Source organism: Alkalibacterium thalassium (assembly GCF_900101165.1).
In the GTDB taxonomy this organism is placed as follows: Bacteria; Bacillota; Bacilli; order Lactobacillales; family Carnobacteriaceae_A; genus Alkalibacterium; species Alkalibacterium indicireducens.
Map to the genome: position 1 here is coordinate 14782 of NZ_FNFK01000008.1, position 18016 is coordinate 32797.

The window sequence follows — 18016 nt, forward strand, 5'->3', positions numbered from 1 at the left end:
CCTTACTCGGATGACTTTTCGCTTTGAGTGCCGGTGCTATCGGGATTGCTCCCTTTTCTCCTCGACTATGCCTTTTTGAACATAGTATGTGCCCACGGACAATGCGCTCTTTTGATAATAGGTTGAAAGAATTCTCTGAATTCTTTCCTTATTGACCTTTTCACCACACCACTCATATATATTGTTGACCGTAGCTTTCCTCTCAGGAAAAAGCAAAAAGTATTCCTCTATTTGACTTATAACTACTTTATCTTTAGATATTATCTGCATACAAGATTTACAGTACACCCTTCGTTGAGTGATCCTTATATCAAATTTTCCACAGTACAAGCATCGTATCCCCTTCCTCAATTCCTCATAAGTATACGCCGGCCTTTTGATTTGAATGCGCCCTTCCTTGTTATGTTCTTCAATCAGTTTTTCTGCCAGTCCCTTCATCTTTTTTATTCCCCATGGCTCGTCCCGCTGTCTACGATTGATTTCGGTCAGACGGGATTGAATTTGCCCATAGAAAATGAACGGGTCGGCAGGTGTCGCATGATACAGCATACATGCCGGATTGACAAACACAACATAGCCTTCGATACTCATTTTGACCTGCCAGGACTGCAGCAGCTGCCTCAGAAGAGACGACGTTCGATTAAGCTGGGTGAGCGGGTTCGATATCTCCTGGCCGGCTACTGTATAGATGTCGCCGTCTTTCATAATAAAGTCACCCTCGTAGTTCTTGACTTCAAAGATATACACGACTTCCGAAGTCAGGAGAACTGAATCGATCTGCACTGTGTTTCCTTTGATGGTCAGCGAAAGATCCTGCAGCATCACACACTCCTGCTCCAGATACTTCTCTCCCATCTCGTCGAACTGCCTTTCACCAATTAATCCCTTCTCCATATTCAGCAGATTCTGCTTCTGTTCAAATGAATATGCCTGCCTTTGGTTCAGAGCTCTCAGCACGTTGAGTTCTTTAGATGCTTCCCGCGGCTTCATTATCTTCATTGATTCTTTCCTCCAGCTGATCAATTTGTCTTCATTCATTATATTGTCCAAACGATTGAATTCTCACGAAATTGACTAGCGGCGTTTATCAAAAGCAGAAGATTTTCGCTCAAAAAAGATCCTCACTTTTCATAAAAAAATCACCCTCATGAACTGATGACAGCTCAAGAGGGTGATTCTGTTGACGAGAAGGCACGGGCCCCTCGCGTCTCTATCTTATTTTAATTAAGCTTTGTTTGAAGAACCGAATTCTCTCATTTTAGCTTTAGTTGTTTCAGTGATGTCTGCTTTACCAGGTCCGATGATTTTACGAGGATCGTAAACTTTTTCGTTGGTAGCAATAACTTCACGTGTGCGCTTAGCCCATACTTGCTGAAGCTCAGTGTTTACGTTGATTTTAGTGTGACCGTATTCGATTGCTTTTTCAATCTGGTGAGTTGGGATACCTGATCCACCGTGAAGTACAAGTGGTGCACCTGTCAGTTCAGAAATTTCTTTCATTTCGTCAAATCCAAGTTTAGGTTCTCCGTCGTAGTCTCCGTGTACAGATCCTAGAGCAGCTGCTAGGGCATCGATTCCAGCTTCGTCAACCATACGTTTACATTCTTCTTTATCAGCGTACATTACGCCACCGACAACGCCGTCTTCTTCTCCGCCGACAGTACCGATTTCAGCTTCAACTGACGCACCTTTAGAGTGAGCATATTCAACCACTTTTTTAGTGAAAGAAATGTTGTCTTCGATTGGATCATGAGAGTGGTCGATCATAACTGAAGAGAATCCAGCATCGATCGCAGCTTTACATGTATCAAATGATGAACCGTGGTCCAGGTGAAGAGCCACAGGAACTGTAATGTCCATTTCTTCAAGTAAAGCATTAACCATAGCAGAAACAACAGTGAATCCACCCATGTATTTAACTGCTCCTTCAGAAGCACCTAAAATTACTGGAGATTTTTCTTCCTGTGCTGCCTGTAAAATGGCTTGTGTCCATTCTAAGTTGTTGATGTTGAATTGCCCAACTGCATATTTTTCAGCCAAAGCTTTGTTCAACATGTCTGTCATACTTACTAAACGACTCATAAATATAGCCTCCTCAAATTTTTGCGCACTTTTTAAACCGATATACGCCCTCGGTCTCGCTTATTATTATATACAAAATTTCACAATAAAACTAGTATTAATCATTAGGTTGTCTCTCTATTTTCAATTTCTTTCATAAATCCAGCCTCATTATCATTTATCTATTCTTGTTTTCTAATGACTTTTCAATAAAGGCTTTAAACAACGGCTGAGGTCTGTTCGGTCTGGAAATAAATTCCGGATGGAACTGGCATCCGACGAAATAAGGGTGATCGGCCACTTCTATGATCTCCACCAGTTTATTGTCTGGAGAAACACCAGAGAAAATCAGCCCTTTTTCTTCAAGCAGCTCACGGTAGCTATTGTTGAATTCATATCGGTGACGATGACGCTCCTGAACGATTTCCTTATTGTCATAGGCTTCGGCAGTCACTGTACCCGGCTGCAATTGACATGGGTATAGACCCAGTCTCAGTGTTCCACCCATATCCGTCACATTCTTCTGATCCGTCATCAAGTCAATGATGTTGTGTTCAATGTCAGGATTGACTTCCGCAGATCCAGCCCCATCAAGCTTGGCTACGTTACGGGCAAATTCCACAGCTGCCAGCTGCATGCCAAGACAGATACCGAAGAATGGAATCCTGTTTTCCCGTGCATATCGAATCGCCAGCATTTTCCCTTCCAGACCGCGTTCTCCGAATCCACCCGGTACGAGGATGCCGTCCACATCATCCAGTTCTCTGACCAATTCTTCTGGAGACAGTTTTTCTGCATTGACCCATTTGATGTCGATATCCGAATCTGCAGCATAGCCGGCATGCTTCAGTGCTTCAACTACGGACAAATATGCATCCGGCAGTTCCACATATTTCCCTACAATAGCAATTCGAGTAGACGTCTTCAGGTTCAGCACTTTCTCTTCTAGCGCTTTCCATTCAGTCATATCCGCTTCCGGTACATCCAGTTTCAGATGATCGACTACAATCTGATCCAGTCCCTGTTTCTGTAAGTTCAACGGGATTGAATAAAGCGTATCGACATCCAAAGATTCGATGACCGCTTTGGAATCCACATCGGTGAAGGATGCGAGTTTTTCTTTCGTATGCTGCTCAACCGGATATTCCGAGCGGACGATCAGCACGTTTGGCTGGATTCCAAGGCTTCGAAGTTCTTTTACGCTGTGCTGGGTCGGCTTGGTTTTCATTTCACCTGCCGCTTTAAGGTATGGAATCAGTGTCGTATGCAGATACATGACATTGTCGGACCCGACGTCACTTTTCATCTGACGCAGAGCTTCAAGGAAAGGCAATGACTCGATGTCTCCTACTGTTCCACCAACTTCAGTGATGATCACGTCCGAATCGGTCGTCTGTGCCGCACGCATGATCTTTTTCTTTATTTCATCTGTAATGTGCGGAATGACCTGAACCGTTCCGCCCAGATAATCACCGCGACGTTCTTTGTTGATCACTTCAGAATAGACTTTCCCTGTCGTGACATTTGAATACTGGTTCAAATTAATGTCGATGAACCGCTCGTAATGCCCCAGATCCAGATCCGTTTCAGCGCCATCATCCGTTACAAACACTTCTCCATGCTGATACGGACTCATCGTTCCTGGATCCACATTGATATAAGGATCAAATTTCTGAATCGTTACTTTCAGTCCTCTGTTTTTCAACAGTCGGCCAAGAGATGCTGCCGCGATACCTTTTCCGATTGACGATACCACTCCGCCTGTTACAAAAATATACTTTGTCATAGTACTCCCTCCATAATTCTTTTAAGGAAAGGCAAAATGTCTCAAAAAACAGAAAACTCCCTATTCCATTTAATAAATGAAATAGGGAGCGTTGAACTGTCTTACATTCTGTCTTGTTGACCCTTCATATACATAACATGTACGTAGGGTGCCCAATAAATAGTTTAAAGACCTAATTGCTGTAAGTCAAGTACGAATTCTGTCAGTTTCCCCATTTGAGTATAGCAGCGGAGTTAATGATCACTGGAACCATCCGTCCGCCATATCGATGCCCTTTTACACTTTTATTCTGCAGACGCTTTATTCGATCTCGACTATTAATCTACGAATTTTTACGTATCAAAAAAGCTGACCCCGATAGACGGATGGTCAGCTTTTTCCGACAGGCTCGGTTATCAATTAGCCCATCTCTATTCTTATTCGTCTTCCTCGTCTTCAAGCACATCTTCATCATCAACGATGTTCAGACCTTTCAGCTCTTCGCTGTCCTCGTCCTCATCACCAAGATCATCAAGATCGTCTTTGTATTCTCCAAGGTCTTCTTCATCTTCGTCATCGACCATGACACCATGCTCATCGACTTCGACACGGTCCCCATACTTGACGGCTTCTTCCTCTTCTTCATCTTCTTCATCTTCTTCATCTTCTTCATCTTCTTCGACTTCTTCGTCATCATAAGCCTGATCAAATCCGGTACGGCTTCTTCGGCGTGGTCGTTCGTCCTCTGCATCGTTATCATGCGTAATTTCTTCATCGATCGAGTCGATAGGGTACCACGCACGTAGACCCCAGCGGTTGTCGCCTAAGGAAATGAATCGCCCGTCTACATTCAGATCAGTATAAAACTGAATCATTTCACGTTCCAATGTTTCATCATCCAGCGCCAGATAGTCTGCCACTTCTGACAGCAGGTCATTGAAATCAATCACTTGTCCAGTTGTTTCAAGGATGGCATGAGCCACATCTACCATAGCCAGTTCGTCTTTTTCCTGACCTTTAAATTGATTTAATTCCACGACTGTAACGTCCTTTCTCTCATCGGTTTCAGTGAACTACCCACCACTTAAATCCTTTGGATTTTGAAGTGGGAGCTTCCTACGAACTCCATTCTTGTTTGCACAAAATTCATGCAGACAGAGGAATCGGATATGGGTAGGCTCAAAAGGCAGTCCCTGCCTCATAGGTTTTCTTTTACTTGGCTAATGCCAAGGAATACTTAGTAGGCTTGGTTATCGCCTAAGTATAGACTTGGTTTTCGTCTACACAAGAAGTATACCAAATGAAACGGAAGTTCGCGACTTCAAGCTATCGCTTGACCGAAATTCATCTCCCACTTTCACTGGTGCTTCGTACCCATACGTTTAGAAGTGGGAGACTTCTTTCGGAATTACGTTAAACTTTCTCTTCAACTAATTTATACTACATGATTACGTTGTAAAACGCAATCTAATTTGATACTCCCCTAGTTTTTGTCCATTTGCATGCAGTTTATAATCGATATAGACTCTTCCGGAAAACGGGCGGTCATAATAGCTGACTCTCAAATCGTCGGTCAGTACCTGTAGCGGAATGATTCCCGCGGGTGTGGCGTAGTTGGTTTCTGTATGTCTGTCACTGTTGAAGGTCAGACGCATCGCCCGCTCACCATTTCTGATCAGATTCACTACTCCGTCAGGATTGATTTTGACCGTCACTGGAACTGTTGCTTCCTCATGCGTTTCTTCAAATCGAATGTAGTAACTGTTATTCATGTACACGACTCGTCCTTTTTCTTCGAACGAATGCTGATGCGTTTCTCCATTCTGTATATAGGATGTTTCCATTTTCACTTCGGCCGGCAGACCGTTTTTCAAATCTCTTGAAAGCACAAGCACTACCCCTTCCTTATTCTCTTTTGATTGTCTGTCCTATACAGTTTATCATAAATCATATTCGGCGTCTCATTCTATATTCGACTTCTGTATCCTAACCCCGTTGATTTTTGGTATACTGAAAGAAACTGACGATGAAATAATTAATGAGACAATATGAAGGACGGACATTATGACTGAAACCCATTCTTATTTTAATGATTACACACAGCCTTATCTGCTTTATGATAAGCTGCCGGCTGATTATTCAGAGCACCGCTTCGCTCCTTTTGCGCTGACGGATGCCTTTATCAAAGAAGCGGGAGAAAAGAAGCAGCCCATCCTGCACTTCTGGCAGACTGATCCGCTGATCATTTTAGGAATGATGGATACCAAGCTTCCATTCCTTAGCGATGCCCTGACAGCTTTTGCGTCCGGCGGCTACGACTATCTGGTCCGAAACTCAGGTGGACTAGCTGTTGTGAGTGATAGCGGAGTGCTGAACTTTTCCATGATCTTTCCTGAAGGCGAAGAGCGACTCTCTATAGACGAAGCCTATTCCCGAATCCATCATGTTGTTCAGACGGCCTTTTCTCGCTATAACAAAACGGTCGATGCGTATGAAATTGCAGACTCTTACTGCCCGGGTGAATTCGATTTAAGTATCGAGGGGAAAAAAATAGCTGGTATTGCCCAGCGACGGATCAGAGGCGGAATCGCTGTAATGATTTATCTCAGTGTATCCGGGGACCAGACCCATCGGGCAGAGATGATCCGCGAGTTCTATACCAAAGGTCTGGACGGATCCGAAACCAGATGGAGCTTTCCTGCTGTGAATCCGAACGTGATGACGACGCTGGAAGATGCCCTCGGTGTTTCCTTAACTATTGAGGAAACAAAGCAGCATCTGCTTTCTGTATTTACTCAGGCCGGTGTCACACTGGTTCAGGGCGATATGACAGCATCCATCGCCTCTGCTTACGACGAAGGCCTTCAGAAAATGATCACCCGAAATGACAAATTACTACCTTGATCCCCCTCAGTGCTTGAGGCTAAGAGAGGAAGGAATGGTCTACTTCACACAGCACCTTCTTGTTAATATAGAAGAAGATGGAGTAGAACCGACAACTATGTGTATCGACTCATTTGAAAAGCAGGACCGCCTGCCTATTGAAAAAGTATTTAAAGATCCCGTGCACGACTACATTCATGTCCGACACAAACTGATTTTAGATCTGATCGACACCAAGGAATTTCAGCGTCTGCGTCGGATCAAACAGCTCGGGACCGCCCAGTTCACCTTTCATGGTGCGGAGCATTCGCGTTTTTCCCATTCGCTGGGCGTTTATGAATTATCCCGTCGGATAGTGGATATGTTCGAACGCAACTATCCGGATGACTGGGACTGTTCCATGCGCCTCGTCACCTTATGCGCAGCTCTACTGCATGATGTCGGGCACGGCCCCTTTTCCCATACATTCGAAAAAATCTTCAATACGGACCACGAGTCTCTGACGACGGATATTATTTTATCCGAGGGAACGGAAGTCAATACGATCCTTAAGCGCGTATCTCACGACTTTCCTAACCAGGTGGCCAGTGTCATTACCAAGCAGCATCCGAATCCTCAAGTCGTTCAGCTGATCTCCAGCCAGATCGATGCGGACCGGATGGATTATCTGCAGAGAGACGCCTTTTTCACCGGTGCCACATACGGCGCCTTCGATCTGTCCCGCATCCTCAGAGTGATCCGTCCCTATAAAGACGGCATTGCTTTCCAGTATCAGGGCATGCATGCGGTGGAAGACTATATCGTGAGTCGTTTCCAGATGTATATGCAGGTGTATTTCCACCCGGCATCTCGGGGAATGGAAGTCACTCTCGACCGTCTTCTCTACCGGGCCAAACAGCTCTATAAAGATCAGGAGCTGTATCCGGCGTTCGACCTTCTCGATCCGTTTTTCGAAGAAGACCCGACTCTGGATGACTACCTGAAACTAGACGACGGCGTACTTCAGACGGCCATTATTTTATGGACTGAAAGTGATGATGCCTACTTGAGCGAGCTATCTAAAATGTTCCTTCACCGCAAACCGCTGAAATCAGTTACGTATATCGACGGAAAAGACGATGATGTGGTGGAGACTCTGAGGGATATAGTCGGGCACTTGACATACGATAAGAACCTCTATACTATGACCAATAGCAGCTCTGATCTGCCGTATGACTATAAATTGAAAAACAAGACACCGATTCATCTTATGCAGTCGGATGGGACCCTTGTCGAACTCAGCAAGGTCAGTCCCATAGTCAAGACACTGAGCGGGAACCTGCACGGCGACCACCGCCTGTATGTCCCGAAAGAATTTCTGGAAGAACAAAGCGATAACATTAATATGTTTCAGGAGGAATACGATGCGTTCCAGCGCCACATTGTCAACGGAGCAATCATCCACCCTAATGAAACATGAGAAAAGCTTCACGTGCCGTTCAGCCTCGACAAGAAAATACCTTAGTATCTGTTTGAGCTTCAGCTCTTACAGATATACTTGAGATCGTCCGACCGGTGGGAGTAGAGGGAATTTACCCTGAATTGCTGTGACTCTAGCATTTCAATGCGTAGAGACAGAGTATGCGGAAGAAGAGCATCATGCGCAATGGGTAAATTTATCTTTTTCTCGAGAGGCTGGTACGTCCTTACAAGTTGTAGTGCTTCAGCACGTACAACTATTGTTGTGATCGACCGACCAACGGGAGTAGTTAAGCTAGACAATATTAATTAATGCACGAAACTTATACTTTAACACTTTCAATTAAAAAATACATTGAAGCAAAGAATGGAGAACAGGCATGACGATCAAACTAGTTGCCATTGATCTGGATGGCACATTACTGAATGAAGAACATAAAATCAGTCCAGAGGTGAAGCAGGCGATTCAGGCTGCCCGACAGGCCGGCGTCAAAATCGTGATCTGCACCGGACGTCCTTTCCCAGGCGCCACAGCCTTTTTGAAAGAACTGGACCTGAGCGCTGATGATGATTATGTCATCACTTATAACGGCGGACTGGTACAGGAAGTCAAATCCGGAAAAGTAGTCGTCAGACATATGATGGATCATGACGATTACCTCACCTTGCAGGCAGCTGCTCAAGAAGCCGGTTCACATTTCCATGCTATCCACAATGAAGGAATCTTTACACCGAACAGCGACATTAGCGAATATTCTGTCCGTGAAGCCTATCTGATTGGCCTGCCGCTGTTTTACCGTAAGCCTGAAGACATGGATCCATCTGTTATCTACAATAAAATGATGATGATCGACAAGGAACCTGTTCTGGAAGCGGCAATTTCCCGTCTTCCTAAATCCTTATGGGATAAGTATACAATCCTTCGCAGCGAACCTTTCTTCCTTGAAGTCCTGAACAAACAGGCCAGCAAAGGAACCGCCGTTAAAGATCTGGCTGAACTACTGAATATTCCACGTGAATCCGTCATGGCTCTCGGCGACGGGGGAAATGATGTGGATATGATCGAATGGGCCGGAATTGGTGTGGCGATGGACAATGCGCGTGATGAAGTCAAGGCCGCTGCCGACCATATCACAGCTTCCAACCGTGAGAACGGCGTAGCACAGGCACTTGAAACCTTTGTTCTCGAAACTTGCGTATCTTAAAATTTGATATATATTAATGAAAGGCTATCATTTAGCCTTTCTTTTTTTTAGTGCTATACTTATAGTAGACTATAGAAAAGGAGCGTTTTAACTATGCCAGATAAAGTTGTTTACACTACAGCCGCAGTCAATACAGGAGCGCGAGAAGGAGAAAGTCACACACCTGATCGTTCATATGAAGTGCAGGTCGATACGCCAAAAGAAATGGGTGGATCTGGAAACGGAACTAATCCTGAGCAGCTGTTTGCTTTAGGTTATAGTGCTTGTTTCCACGCTGCTCTGGATCACTATAAAAAAGAAGAGAAGATCGACAACAAATCTCAAGTCACCTTGACTGTTCACTTGATGAAAGACCCCGATGATGGCGGATTTAAATTAGGAGTAGAAATCGAAGTCGGTATTGAAGATATGTCTGAAGAACAGGCCCAGAAACTTGCAGATAAGGCGCACGCCTTCTGTCCTTACTCAAAAGCTACTAAGGGAAATATCGAAGCCACAGTCAAAGCTGTGCCATATGTAGACGGAAAATAAACTCACCCCTGCATCGAAAAGAGCCGATCCATCAAAAGTGATGGATCGGCTCTTTTTTCTGTTCTGATGATGTCTCTTAAAGGAATCAGCTGGGCTGAAAGATGTGAAACTCGCTGTTTTCGGCTCGCTTCACTCGATCTTCCGCTCTCCTTTTTTAAATACAAATATAGAAAGGCCAAATCCTTACCCCTTCCTCTTTTCAGAGCCCTTTCACCTGACTTGAAGCACCTTCATCATCTCACTACCCACGCGTTCCCCTTGACGAAACGAATGTATGTTCCTATAATTAAAACAAACATACATTCCCTTAAAGGAGGTCCTTGCCATGCTTCAAATAATGGATTACTCCAGAGAGCCACGTAGAGATATATTATGTATCGATGTAAAGTCTTTTTTTGCCTCGGTTGAAGCAGTTGAGAGAAAGGAACACCCCCTCAAGGCCAAAGTTGCCGTTGTCAGTAAGCCGGACAATCATGGTGGACTGGTACTAGCTTCTTCCCCCATGGTCAAAAAACTTTACGGAATCAAAACAGGGACGCGGGTATATGAAATCCCAAAAGATGCGTCGATCGACATAGTTGAACCCCGAATGGCCTTGTACTTAGAAAAAAACTTGGACATCGTGAACATTTTCAAACGCTTTGTTTCGGACGAAGACCTTCATGTCTACAGTATCGATGAATCTTTTCTGGATGTGACACGCTCCCACAGATTGTTCGGCAGTACTGAAGATATAGCCAAGCGCATCCAGTACCTCGTATGGAAAGAAATGAAGCTAGTCGTCACTGTAGGTATCGGAGACAACCCTCTTCTGGCCAAGCTCGCTCTGGACCATGCGGCTAAACACGATCAGAAAAGCAATTTTATCGCAGCCTGGCATTATGATGATGTGCAGAATACGGTCTGGAAAATCTCTCCTCTGAAAGATTTCTGGGGGATCGGATCGAAAACGGAGAAACACCTCGAGCGAATCGGTATTCGTTCAATCCATGACTTGTCACAGACTGATGTCAGAAAACTGAAGAAGCGGTTTGGAGTCATTGGTGAGCAGCTCTTCTTTCACTCCCACGGCATCGACCGGACCCGACTGTCTGATACATTCACACCTAAAGAGACCTCTTTCAGTAAAAATCAGATTTTGAACAGAGATTACACCGTAAAGCATGAAGTGGAAATCGTGATACGTGAAATGGCTGAGGAGAATGCCGGGCGCCTGCGCAGACATTATCTGACGACTGGACTGGTGAAACTGAGTATCGGTTACTCAAAAGATGTCATGGACCGCGGCTTCAGTCACCAGCTGCCGATTGAAAAAACAGACTCATCTAAAAAAATCATTGAAGGGCTCCTGATTCTCTTCCATCGTCACTACAGATCCCTTCCTGTCCGGGTGGTCAATGTCACCTTCGGGAAAATCGAACCGAAGTCCGCACTTCAGCTCTCATTATTTGATTCCGCTGAAAAGCTGATCAACCAGGAGGATCTGGATCAGACGATCGACTCCATCAGACATAAATATGGTTACACTTCTCTACTTCACGCCAGCAGCCTGACCAGCGGCGGGATGGCAATGTACCGGTCCAAGCTTCTTGGCGGTCATCGATCAGGTACCCAGAAATAAACTGCTTTCTGTACATGCCTCAAAGAGCAAGCAGAAAAGAGTTAAATTCATACTTAAAAACTAAAATGAAAGGAGCGGATCAACATGCAGGAAGATGTAATCAAACTGTCCCCTGATGCTTTAGGGTACAAGGATCGGGGAAAAATGAAATGGATGGGCATGATGCTGTCTGACCATGCTGAAGCATTGAAAAAGCAGAAAAAAGCCAGCCAGTCAGCCGTGATCGTTCCAAAAGAGAAACAGACACTCGAAGACATCAGCGCCTCTCTTTATAAGAGTTACACCTCAAAAAAACCATTGGCCATTCAGATCGATATGATAAAAGATGGAAACTATCTTCCCGATACAGAAGGGCTTGTAAAAGGTTTTAGAGGTTCTGTCGTATTTATTGAACGTCGTGACCGCTCGATCAGACAGATCCGACTGGAAGAAATCAGACACATCAGCTGGATAGATGCTGCTTCCTGGTTTGAAAAATACCAGCGGCAGTCAGTTTCTTACTGAGCTAAAAAAGCCCTTCTGGATGAAAGAAGGCTATCTTCATTTCATCCAGAAGGGTACTGGTATCTGATTTCATAGTATTTAATTTTAGTGACAGTACAAATGCCTTATTTAATGCCGCGCCGTAGAGAATTTAGCATAAATCTTTTTCATCTGTTTATTGCCGGCAAAGAACCGTACGGTTGCGATGCGAACGACGACCATGATGGCATTCTGAATAAGTCGAGGCGGCAGAAGAACAGCAATCGGATTTTGAGTCAGAATATGAAGCCAGATCGTATTCAATGTCAGATTGACAAACAGAGCGATCAGCACTTCAGCCATTATGATGCGTTTCAAAGTCACGTCACGTTTGTTAAGAAACAGCCCGTAAATAAGTCCTGTCAGAAAGGCTGACAAGGTAAAGCCAGGGAAGAATCCACCGATACCCGGACCGATGATAAAACCTAAAATATCAGCCATAACTGCCCCAAATCCGCCTATCCATGGTCCGAAAAGCATCCCGATCAAAGCGGTTGGCAGGAAAGCGAACGTAATACGGACCACTGGTGTCGTAACGCCTACCATCCCGAGCGTAATATTCATTGCGACCAGTAGGCCAACAATGGCAATGCCTAATGTCCGGTTCTTCATTGTCCACCTGGATAAGCGGACAGCCCGGAAAACCAGCAGCCAGATATAGTATAAGAAGGCGATGCCATAAATAAGGCCATTGTCTTCATAAACTAGATTGATCTGAAACAGTTCTCTTTGAAAGAAAAGCAGAAAAGGTGCACCTGTAACCAGGAGGCCCAGCAGCAGACTGATGAGCATACTTTCTTCTTCCAGCTGTCTGGATACAGCCACACTGATCAGCAGTAGCAGTCCTGTAAAGAATGCAAGGAAGAGCATGTCTGTCAGAATCGTCTGTAGATCTCCAGTTCCGTCAAGCAGCTGATTGAGTCCACCCATTCCGCTTTGTGCGCGTGCGAAAGGAATGAGGAAAGCCAGGCATAAAGGTCCAGCCAGACCGATAAACCCATAGTGAATCCATTTGTTCTGGCGTCTGCCAGTATGTGGTGTTGCAGTCATATCGAAGATCTCCTTTAATTTTAGTTCTCTTTCAGCCAACGAATAAGAAAAGCTTTACGTGCCCGTTCAGCCTCGACAAGAAAATACCTTAGTATCTGTTTGAGCTTCAGCTCTTACAGATATACTAGAGATCGCCGGAGCGATAGCGAGTAGTGGAAATTTGCCCCGAATTGCTGTGACTCTAGCATTTTAATGCGTAGAGACAGAGTATGCGGCAGAAGAGCATCCTGCGCAATGGGTAAATTTATCTTTTTCTCGAGAGGCTGGTACGTGTAGCTAGACAGTATCAGCTACTACACGGAACTTCTACTTTTCAACAGACTGAAAAAGGGCATTAAACTGAGTACGGCAGCCCCAGTAAAATTAAAGAGTCCTCACTAAAAAACTATTCAGTTTTCAAGCGGATGCAGAGAAAAATCGCAAAACTACCGTTTCTTCGTCTGGAGGCAACATCCCATCCACCCAGCACTTAACGTTTTCCTCTTACTCTTTTTCCTTCTCTATTATAAGCGACTTGCCCGATATCCTCAATAGGGTGACGATAATTTACTGATCAAGTCCAGTTTTCTTCAACCCCTGCTCGGTTATCAGAAAGTCTACCGGCACATCATGTGCTTCAATCGGAAAAGATTCGACGATCTGATTGGAATGAAGCAGCGAGACAGTAGGCTTGTTGAAACCAGCAAGTAACCGGTCAAAATATCCGCCCCCGTATCCGATGCGGTAGCCCGCCGGTGTAAAAATCAGGCCGGGAACGATCATCAGATCCAAGTCTTCCGGTTCACGACGAGTGGTCTTTTCCGGTAAGGGTTCTTCAAGTCCGAAGTACCCTTTTTCCAGTTGTCTGAACGAACTGATTTCATAAAAATGGAGATCTTTTGTTTCGTGAATCGATTTCGGCACACAGACCGTCTTCCCTTCGTCCCAGGCCCGTTCGATGATCGTTCGTGTGTCCCACTCCCGACCGCTTGAAACAGTCACACCGATGGAGTCAGCATTCTTCCATAAGTCCGACTCAAACAAGTGATCGTGCAGATCGTTTTCCGTACGGTTTCTTTCGAGCCAGCCGATTTTTTCAAGAGAGAGGAGCATTCCCTTTCGTAAGTCTTCTTTCCCCATACTTTCTTCCTCCTTTAATCCGCACGCTGATTCCATGCAGCTTGAGCGACTTGTTCAGCCAGTATCGCGGTCGTGATCGATCCGACTCCCCCAGGTACGGGGGTGATCGCTCCAGCTTTTTCATACACATTATCATAGCTGACATCACCCACAGGCTTGCCGTCTTTATATCCGAAGCCTACATCAATGACTATGGCGCCTTCCTTGATGTGTTCTGCTTTTACCAGTTCAACAACACCTGTCGCTGAAATCACGATATCGGCCTGGCACGTATAATGCTTGATATCCTTCGTCTTTACGTGAACATTCGAAACAGTCGCTTCTTCATTCAGCAGCATAATGGACAATGGTTTGCCGACGACCGGACTGCTCCCGATGACGCAGACATCTTTTCCTTCAACTGCTATTCCATAAAATTCAAGTAAAGCCATGACTGCTTTAGGCGTGCTCGGGACGAGAGTGGTCGGATCATTTTCCACTACCCGACCAAGATTTTCAGGTGTCAGTCCATCGATGTCCTTATTTGGGTTAAGGCAACGCGCAATGTCATTGCGCGCCAAAGTGTCCGGCAGCGGCTGCATGACCAGTATCCCATGAATATCAGCTTTCTGGTTGAGTGCCTCTATCGATTGAAGGACCTCTTCGGCATCTGCTGTTTCTTTAAAAATGACAGGCTCCACTGCAATACCAGACTGCTGCATAGTCTTTATCGCCGCATTCTCATAAGAAATGGATGATTTATCGTCTCCTACTCTTACAATGGCCAAAGTCGGATAGCAGTCAATTTTCTTAAGGTCTTCCACCGTATTCATGGTCCGTTCCAGTAATGCCTTAGCTACAGGTCTACCTTTCAATTCTTTAGTCATAAAGTCCCTCCGTCTTTAATGATTGATAATAAACAGGTGAACAGCACGTTTCTCCCCATGTCCTATTCACCATTGTACCCTAAATAGATTCCGGCCACTCATTTTTTTCCAGAAAATATTCGATGGTCTGACGCAGCTGGCTGATTCGCTGTTTACCGGTTGACAGGCGCTCGATTGCTTTCTTCTCAAGTTCATTTCTTTCATTTTTATCTGAAAGAAGTTTCGTATTTATCGTGACATTCAAGACAGCTGTTTCAAGTACTGTCCCCATAAACAATGTCGCCACCATCAGATCATTCACGATTGTCCCTCTCATTTTCATGCGGGTCAGCTGCTCGATCAGATCGATCAAGTCGTGACTTTTTTCAAGCATCTCAAGAGGTGGCTGAGCAGCGCCTCTAATAGCTTTCTGAATTTCTTCCTGGCGTCTTTCTTTTTCATCTTCATTACCTTTGGGCAGCTTGTATGCCATCAGAACAGGCTCAAAAGCAACTGCATCATCTTTTGCCAGCTGTTCAAATGCTTTTCTCAAATCATGTGACGCTTCCAGAGCCTGTGTAATTTCTTCTGAATAATCAGCATAGGCCTTCTTGTCTTTCTGAATATCTGCTACCATGCGGACAAGAGCAGCACTCATTGAAGCAATGTAAGCAGCGGCACTTCCTCCTCCCGGTTTTCCTTCTTTCTTCCCGAGTTCAGTCAGATAGCCTTCAATCGTCAGTTCGTTCATTCCTAAGCCTCCTAAAACAGTCCGGAAATTTTGCCATTATCGTCCACATCCACATGTACCGCAGAAGGCACTTTCGGAAGACCAGGCATACGCATGATATTTCCTGTCAGGACGACGATGAATCCTGCCCCTGCAGACACAGTCAAATCTCTGATGTTGACATTGAAATCTGTTGGGCGACCTAAAGCAGTCGCTGTATCTGACAAGGAATACTGTGTTTTCGCCATACAGATCGGCAGATCCCCATACCCCATTTTTTCCAGACGTTTCGCCATCGTCTTAGCTTTTTTGCTCCATTCCGTTCCTTTTCCGCCATAGACAGACTGGACGATCTTTTCTACTTTTTCTTCGATTGGGTCACTCAGTTCATAAGCGTAGCTCAGGTCAGACTCTTCTTCGGTCATTCGGACGACTTCTTCAGCCAGTTCTACTCCGCCTTCTCCGCCTTTGGCCCAGACATCTGACTGGACAACCTTGCTTCCCGTTTCTTCAATAGCTTCCCTCAGCACATCCAGTTCATTTTGAGTATCACCAGGAAAAGTATTGATCGCAACGACAGCAGGAAGAGAGAAAGTCTCCTGGATATTTTCTATATGCTTAAGCAGGTTAGGTAGGCCTTTTTTCAAAGCCTGCGTATTCTCCTGATCCAAATCCGTTTTCTTTACCCCCCCATGCATTTTAAGCGCACGGATCGTAGCAACAATGACCACTGCATCGGGTTTGATATTTCCCAGGCGGCATTTGATGTCGATGAACTTTTCAGCTCCCAGATCAGCACCGAAGCCCGCTTCGGTTACGACATAGTCTGCATGAGCCAATGCCATTTTTGTGGCCAGCATACTGTTACAGCCATGAGCGATATTGGCAAATGGTCCGCCGTGGATGAATACCGGCGTATGTTCCAGAGTCTGAACCAGATTCGGTTTGAGCGCATCTTTAAGCAGCGCCGATACCGCTCCTTCAGCTTGAAGTTCTCCCAGCTTCACTGGTTCATTATCGAAGGTGTAACCAATCAGACAGTTTCTCAGTTTATCTTTCATTTCAGCCATTGAACTGGACAGACACAACACAGCCATGATTTCAGAAGCAACGGTAATATCAAACCCGTCTTCTCTTGGCATCCCGTTCGTTTGAGCGCCGATCCCGCTGACGATCGAGCGGAGCTGACGGTCATTCATGTCCATTGCCCGTCTCCAAGTCACGCGTCTCGGATCTATATTCAGTTCATTTCCCTGATAAATGTGATTATCGATCATCGCCGCTACCAGATTGTTGGCAGCCCCAATGGCATGAATATCACCTGTGAAATGAAGGTTGATGTCTTCCATTGGAATCACCTGAGCGTATCCACCGCCAGCAGCCCCACCTTTGATTCCGAAAACCGGTCCAAGCGAGGGCTCACGCAAAGCGATGGCCGTTTTCTTGCCAATTTTCTGAAGCGCGTCTCCCAGACCTACAGAGGTCGTGGTTTTCCCTTCTCCAGCTGGAGTCGGATTGATAGCCGTCACCAGGATCAGCTTGCCGTTTTTCCCCGCATGATTATGTAGTGCACTGTAATCCACTTTCGCTTTATACTTGCCGTAATGTTCAAGAGCATTGTCTTCGATTCCTAATTTCTGAGCAATGTCTCCAATCGGGAACATATCTGTTGACTGAGCTATTTCGATATCACTTTTTACCATTTTTTTATCCCTCCTGCTGATGATGATAGACTGATCCATTTAACTGGACACAAGTTTCTGGAAGTGATTACACATCACTTCCGATTTTACTTTTTCAGTATAACATAGAGTGTTTATGAGCCCACTTTAATTTCTTTTTTCTATCCATTTTCACCTTTTCATAGGGGCAGGTTAAAATTATCCCCTGCTCAATGAGAAACAATCGACATTTTTCATTAAATTTCGTATGATTATAATATAAGAACATTTAGGAGGAGCTCATTTTGAAAATAATTGACCGCGCCGCACTGACATTACTTATCATCGGCGGCATTCATCTATTACTTATCGGTTTGTTCGGGTTCAATGCTGCAGAAACCTTATTCGGCAATGCTGAAGAATGGGGAACACGTATCGTTTATATACTTATCGGCTTGAGTGCCTTATGGTGCTTCAAGTACTATTCCTTCACACCCCGGGGTGGCAGTCGGCTGAGAGACCGCTAACCTTCTGGACAAGCTGACTGAAAGCCCATCACCCTGTG

17 protein-coding genes and 1 riboswitch are annotated in these 18016 nt (G+C 45.1%); of the genes, 7 read left to right on the forward strand and 10 right to left on the reverse strand.

Going from position 1 to position 18016, the window contains the following annotated elements; translation table 11 throughout:
* Positions 1 to 36: 36 nt before the first annotated feature.
* From BLR76_RS03400 to BLR76_RS03420, 5 genes are all read right to left on the reverse strand, one after another.
* Positions 37 to 999, reverse strand: coding sequence for a nuclease-related domain-containing protein (locus BLR76_RS03400; RefSeq protein ID WP_176759594.1), 963 nt, complete (start codon positions 997 to 999; stop codon positions 37 to 39).
* 225 nt (positions 1000 to 1224) lie between these two features.
* A complete protein-coding gene (fba, locus tag BLR76_RS03405; RefSeq protein ID WP_091265449.1) occupies positions 1225 to 2082 on the reverse strand; it encodes a class II fructose-1,6-bisphosphate aldolase in 858 nt (285 codons plus the stop codon).
* Between the two features lie 157 nt (positions 2083 to 2239).
* Positions 2240 to 3847 (reverse strand): CTP synthase, encoded by a 1608-nt coding sequence (locus BLR76_RS03410; RefSeq protein WP_091265452.1) that lies wholly within the window; start codon positions 3845 to 3847, stop codon positions 2240 to 2242.
* Positions 3848 to 4263: 416 nt separating this feature from the next.
* Entirely contained in the window at positions 4264 to 4863 is a 600-nt protein-coding gene (gene rpoE / locus BLR76_RS03415) for a DNA-directed RNA polymerase subunit delta (RefSeq protein WP_091265455.1), read from the reverse strand.
* A 411-nt stretch (positions 4864 to 5274) separates the two neighbouring features.
* A complete protein-coding gene (locus BLR76_RS03420) occupies positions 5275 to 5715 on the reverse strand; it encodes a YwiB family protein (protein WP_245683014.1) in 441 nt (146 codons plus the stop codon).
* 175 nt (positions 5716 to 5890) lie between these two features.
* Here BLR76_RS03420 and BLR76_RS03425 point away from each other — a divergent pair, with 175 nt between their 5' ends.
* The 6 genes from BLR76_RS03425 (at position 5891) to BLR76_RS03450 (ending at position 12028) form a co-directional block, all read left to right on the forward strand.
* Positions 5891 to 6730, forward strand: coding sequence for a lipoate--protein ligase family protein (locus BLR76_RS03425; protein ID WP_091265458.1), 840 nt, complete (start codon positions 5891 to 5893; stop codon positions 6728 to 6730).
* A gap of 97 nt (positions 6731 to 6827) precedes the next feature.
* A complete protein-coding gene (locus BLR76_RS03430; RefSeq protein ID WP_091265556.1) occupies positions 6828 to 8168 on the forward strand; it encodes an HD domain-containing protein in 1341 nt (446 codons plus the stop codon).
* A gap of 379 nt (positions 8169 to 8547) precedes the next feature.
* Positions 8548 to 9372, forward strand: coding sequence for a sugar-phosphatase (gene yidA / locus BLR76_RS03435; RefSeq protein WP_091265461.1), 825 nt, complete (start codon positions 8548 to 8550; stop codon positions 9370 to 9372).
* 93 nt (positions 9373 to 9465) lie between these two features.
* Positions 9466 to 9903 (forward strand): organic hydroperoxide resistance protein, encoded by a 438-nt coding sequence (locus BLR76_RS03440; RefSeq protein WP_091265463.1) that lies wholly within the window; start codon positions 9466 to 9468, stop codon positions 9901 to 9903.
* Positions 9904 to 10228: 325 nt separating this feature from the next.
* Complete coding sequence (locus BLR76_RS03445; protein WP_091265465.1) at positions 10229 to 11524, forward strand: Y-family DNA polymerase; 1296 nt, start codon at positions 10229 to 10231, stop codon at positions 11522 to 11524.
* A gap of 84 nt (positions 11525 to 11608) precedes the next feature.
* On the forward strand, positions 11609 to 12028 hold the full coding sequence (locus BLR76_RS03450; protein WP_091265467.1) for a hypothetical protein: 420 nt from the start codon (positions 11609 to 11611) through the stop codon (positions 12026 to 12028).
* A gap of 108 nt (positions 12029 to 12136) precedes the next feature.
* Here the strand turns inward: BLR76_RS03450 and BLR76_RS12175 are convergent, their stop codons facing one another.
* The 5 genes from BLR76_RS12175 to BLR76_RS03475 form a co-directional block, all read right to left on the reverse strand.
* A complete protein-coding gene (locus BLR76_RS12175) occupies positions 12137 to 13096 on the reverse strand; it encodes a folate family ECF transporter S component (RefSeq protein ID WP_245683015.1) in 960 nt (319 codons plus the stop codon).
* A gap of 396 nt (positions 13097 to 13492) precedes the next feature.
* A riboswitch (THF riboswitch) is annotated at positions 13493 to 13589 on the reverse strand.
* A 53-nt stretch (positions 13590 to 13642) separates the two neighbouring features.
* Positions 13643 to 14215 (reverse strand): 5-formyltetrahydrofolate cyclo-ligase, encoded by a 573-nt coding sequence (locus tag BLR76_RS03460; protein ID WP_091265470.1) that lies wholly within the window; start codon positions 14213 to 14215, stop codon positions 13643 to 13645.
* Positions 14216 to 14229: 14 nt separating this feature from the next.
* Positions 14230 to 15081, reverse strand: coding sequence for a bifunctional 5,10-methylenetetrahydrofolate dehydrogenase/5,10-methenyltetrahydrofolate cyclohydrolase (locus tag BLR76_RS03465; protein WP_091265472.1), 852 nt, complete (start codon positions 15079 to 15081; stop codon positions 14230 to 14232).
* Between the two features lie 79 nt (positions 15082 to 15160).
* Entirely contained in the window at positions 15161 to 15811 is a 651-nt protein-coding gene (locus tag BLR76_RS03470; RefSeq protein WP_091265476.1) for a cyclodeaminase/cyclohydrolase family protein, read from the reverse strand.
* 11 nt (positions 15812 to 15822) lie between these two features.
* Positions 15823 to 17493 carry a formate--tetrahydrofolate ligase gene (locus BLR76_RS03475; RefSeq protein ID WP_091265479.1) on the reverse strand — a complete coding sequence of 557 codons (1671 nt, stop codon included), beginning with the start codon at positions 17491 to 17493 and terminating at the stop codon, positions 15823 to 15825.
* 263 nt (positions 17494 to 17756) lie between these two features.
* Between BLR76_RS03475 and BLR76_RS03480 the strand changes: the two genes are divergently transcribed.
* Positions 17757 to 17978 carry a DUF378 domain-containing protein gene (locus BLR76_RS03480; RefSeq protein ID WP_091265481.1) on the forward strand — a complete coding sequence of 74 codons (222 nt, stop codon included), beginning with the start codon at positions 17757 to 17759 and terminating at the stop codon, positions 17976 to 17978.
* Positions 17979 to 18016 lie beyond the last annotated feature (38 nt).

Coding starts and splice junctions, on each gene's coding strand:
- BLR76_RS03400 (WP_176759594.1), bottom strand. CDS start 999: ATGAAGATAATGAAGCCGCGGGAAGCATCTAAAGAACTCAACGTGCTG.
- fba (WP_091265449.1), bottom strand. CDS start 2,082: ATGAGTCGTTTAGTAAGTATGACAGACATGTTGAACAAAGCTTTGGCT.
- BLR76_RS03410 (WP_091265452.1), bottom strand. CDS start 3,847: ATGACAAAGTATATTTTTGTAACAGGCGGAGTGGTATCGTCAATCGGA.
- BLR76_RS03425 (WP_091265458.1), top strand. CDS start 5,891: ATGACTGAAACCCATTCTTATTTTAATGATTACACACAGCCTTATCTG.
- BLR76_RS03430 (WP_091265556.1), top strand. CDS start 6,828: ATGTGTATCGACTCATTTGAAAAGCAGGACCGCCTGCCTATTGAAAAA.
- yidA (WP_091265461.1), top strand. CDS start 8,548: ATGACGATCAAACTAGTTGCCATTGATCTGGATGGCACATTACTGAAT.
- BLR76_RS03440 (WP_091265463.1), top strand. CDS start 9,466: ATGCCAGATAAAGTTGTTTACACTACAGCCGCAGTCAATACAGGAGCG.
- BLR76_RS03445 (WP_091265465.1), top strand. CDS start 10,229: ATGCTTCAAATAATGGATTACTCCAGAGAGCCACGTAGAGATATATTA.
- BLR76_RS03450 (WP_091265467.1), top strand. CDS start 11,609: ATGCAGGAAGATGTAATCAAACTGTCCCCTGATGCTTTAGGGTACAAG.
- BLR76_RS12175 (WP_245683015.1), bottom strand. CDS start 13,096: ATGACTGCAACACCACATACTGGCAGACGCCAGAACAAATGGATTCAC.
- BLR76_RS03460 (WP_091265470.1), bottom strand. CDS start 14,215: ATGGGGAAAGAAGACTTACGAAAGGGAATGCTCCTCTCTCTTGAAAAA.
- BLR76_RS03465 (WP_091265472.1), bottom strand. CDS start 15,081: ATGACTAAAGAATTGAAAGGTAGACCTGTAGCTAAGGCATTACTGGAA.
- BLR76_RS03470 (WP_091265476.1), bottom strand. CDS start 15,811: ATGAACGAACTGACGATTGAAGGCTATCTGACTGAACTCGGGAAGAAA.
- BLR76_RS03475 (WP_091265479.1), bottom strand. CDS start 17,493: ATGGTAAAAAGTGATATCGAAATAGCTCAGTCAACAGATATGTTCCCG.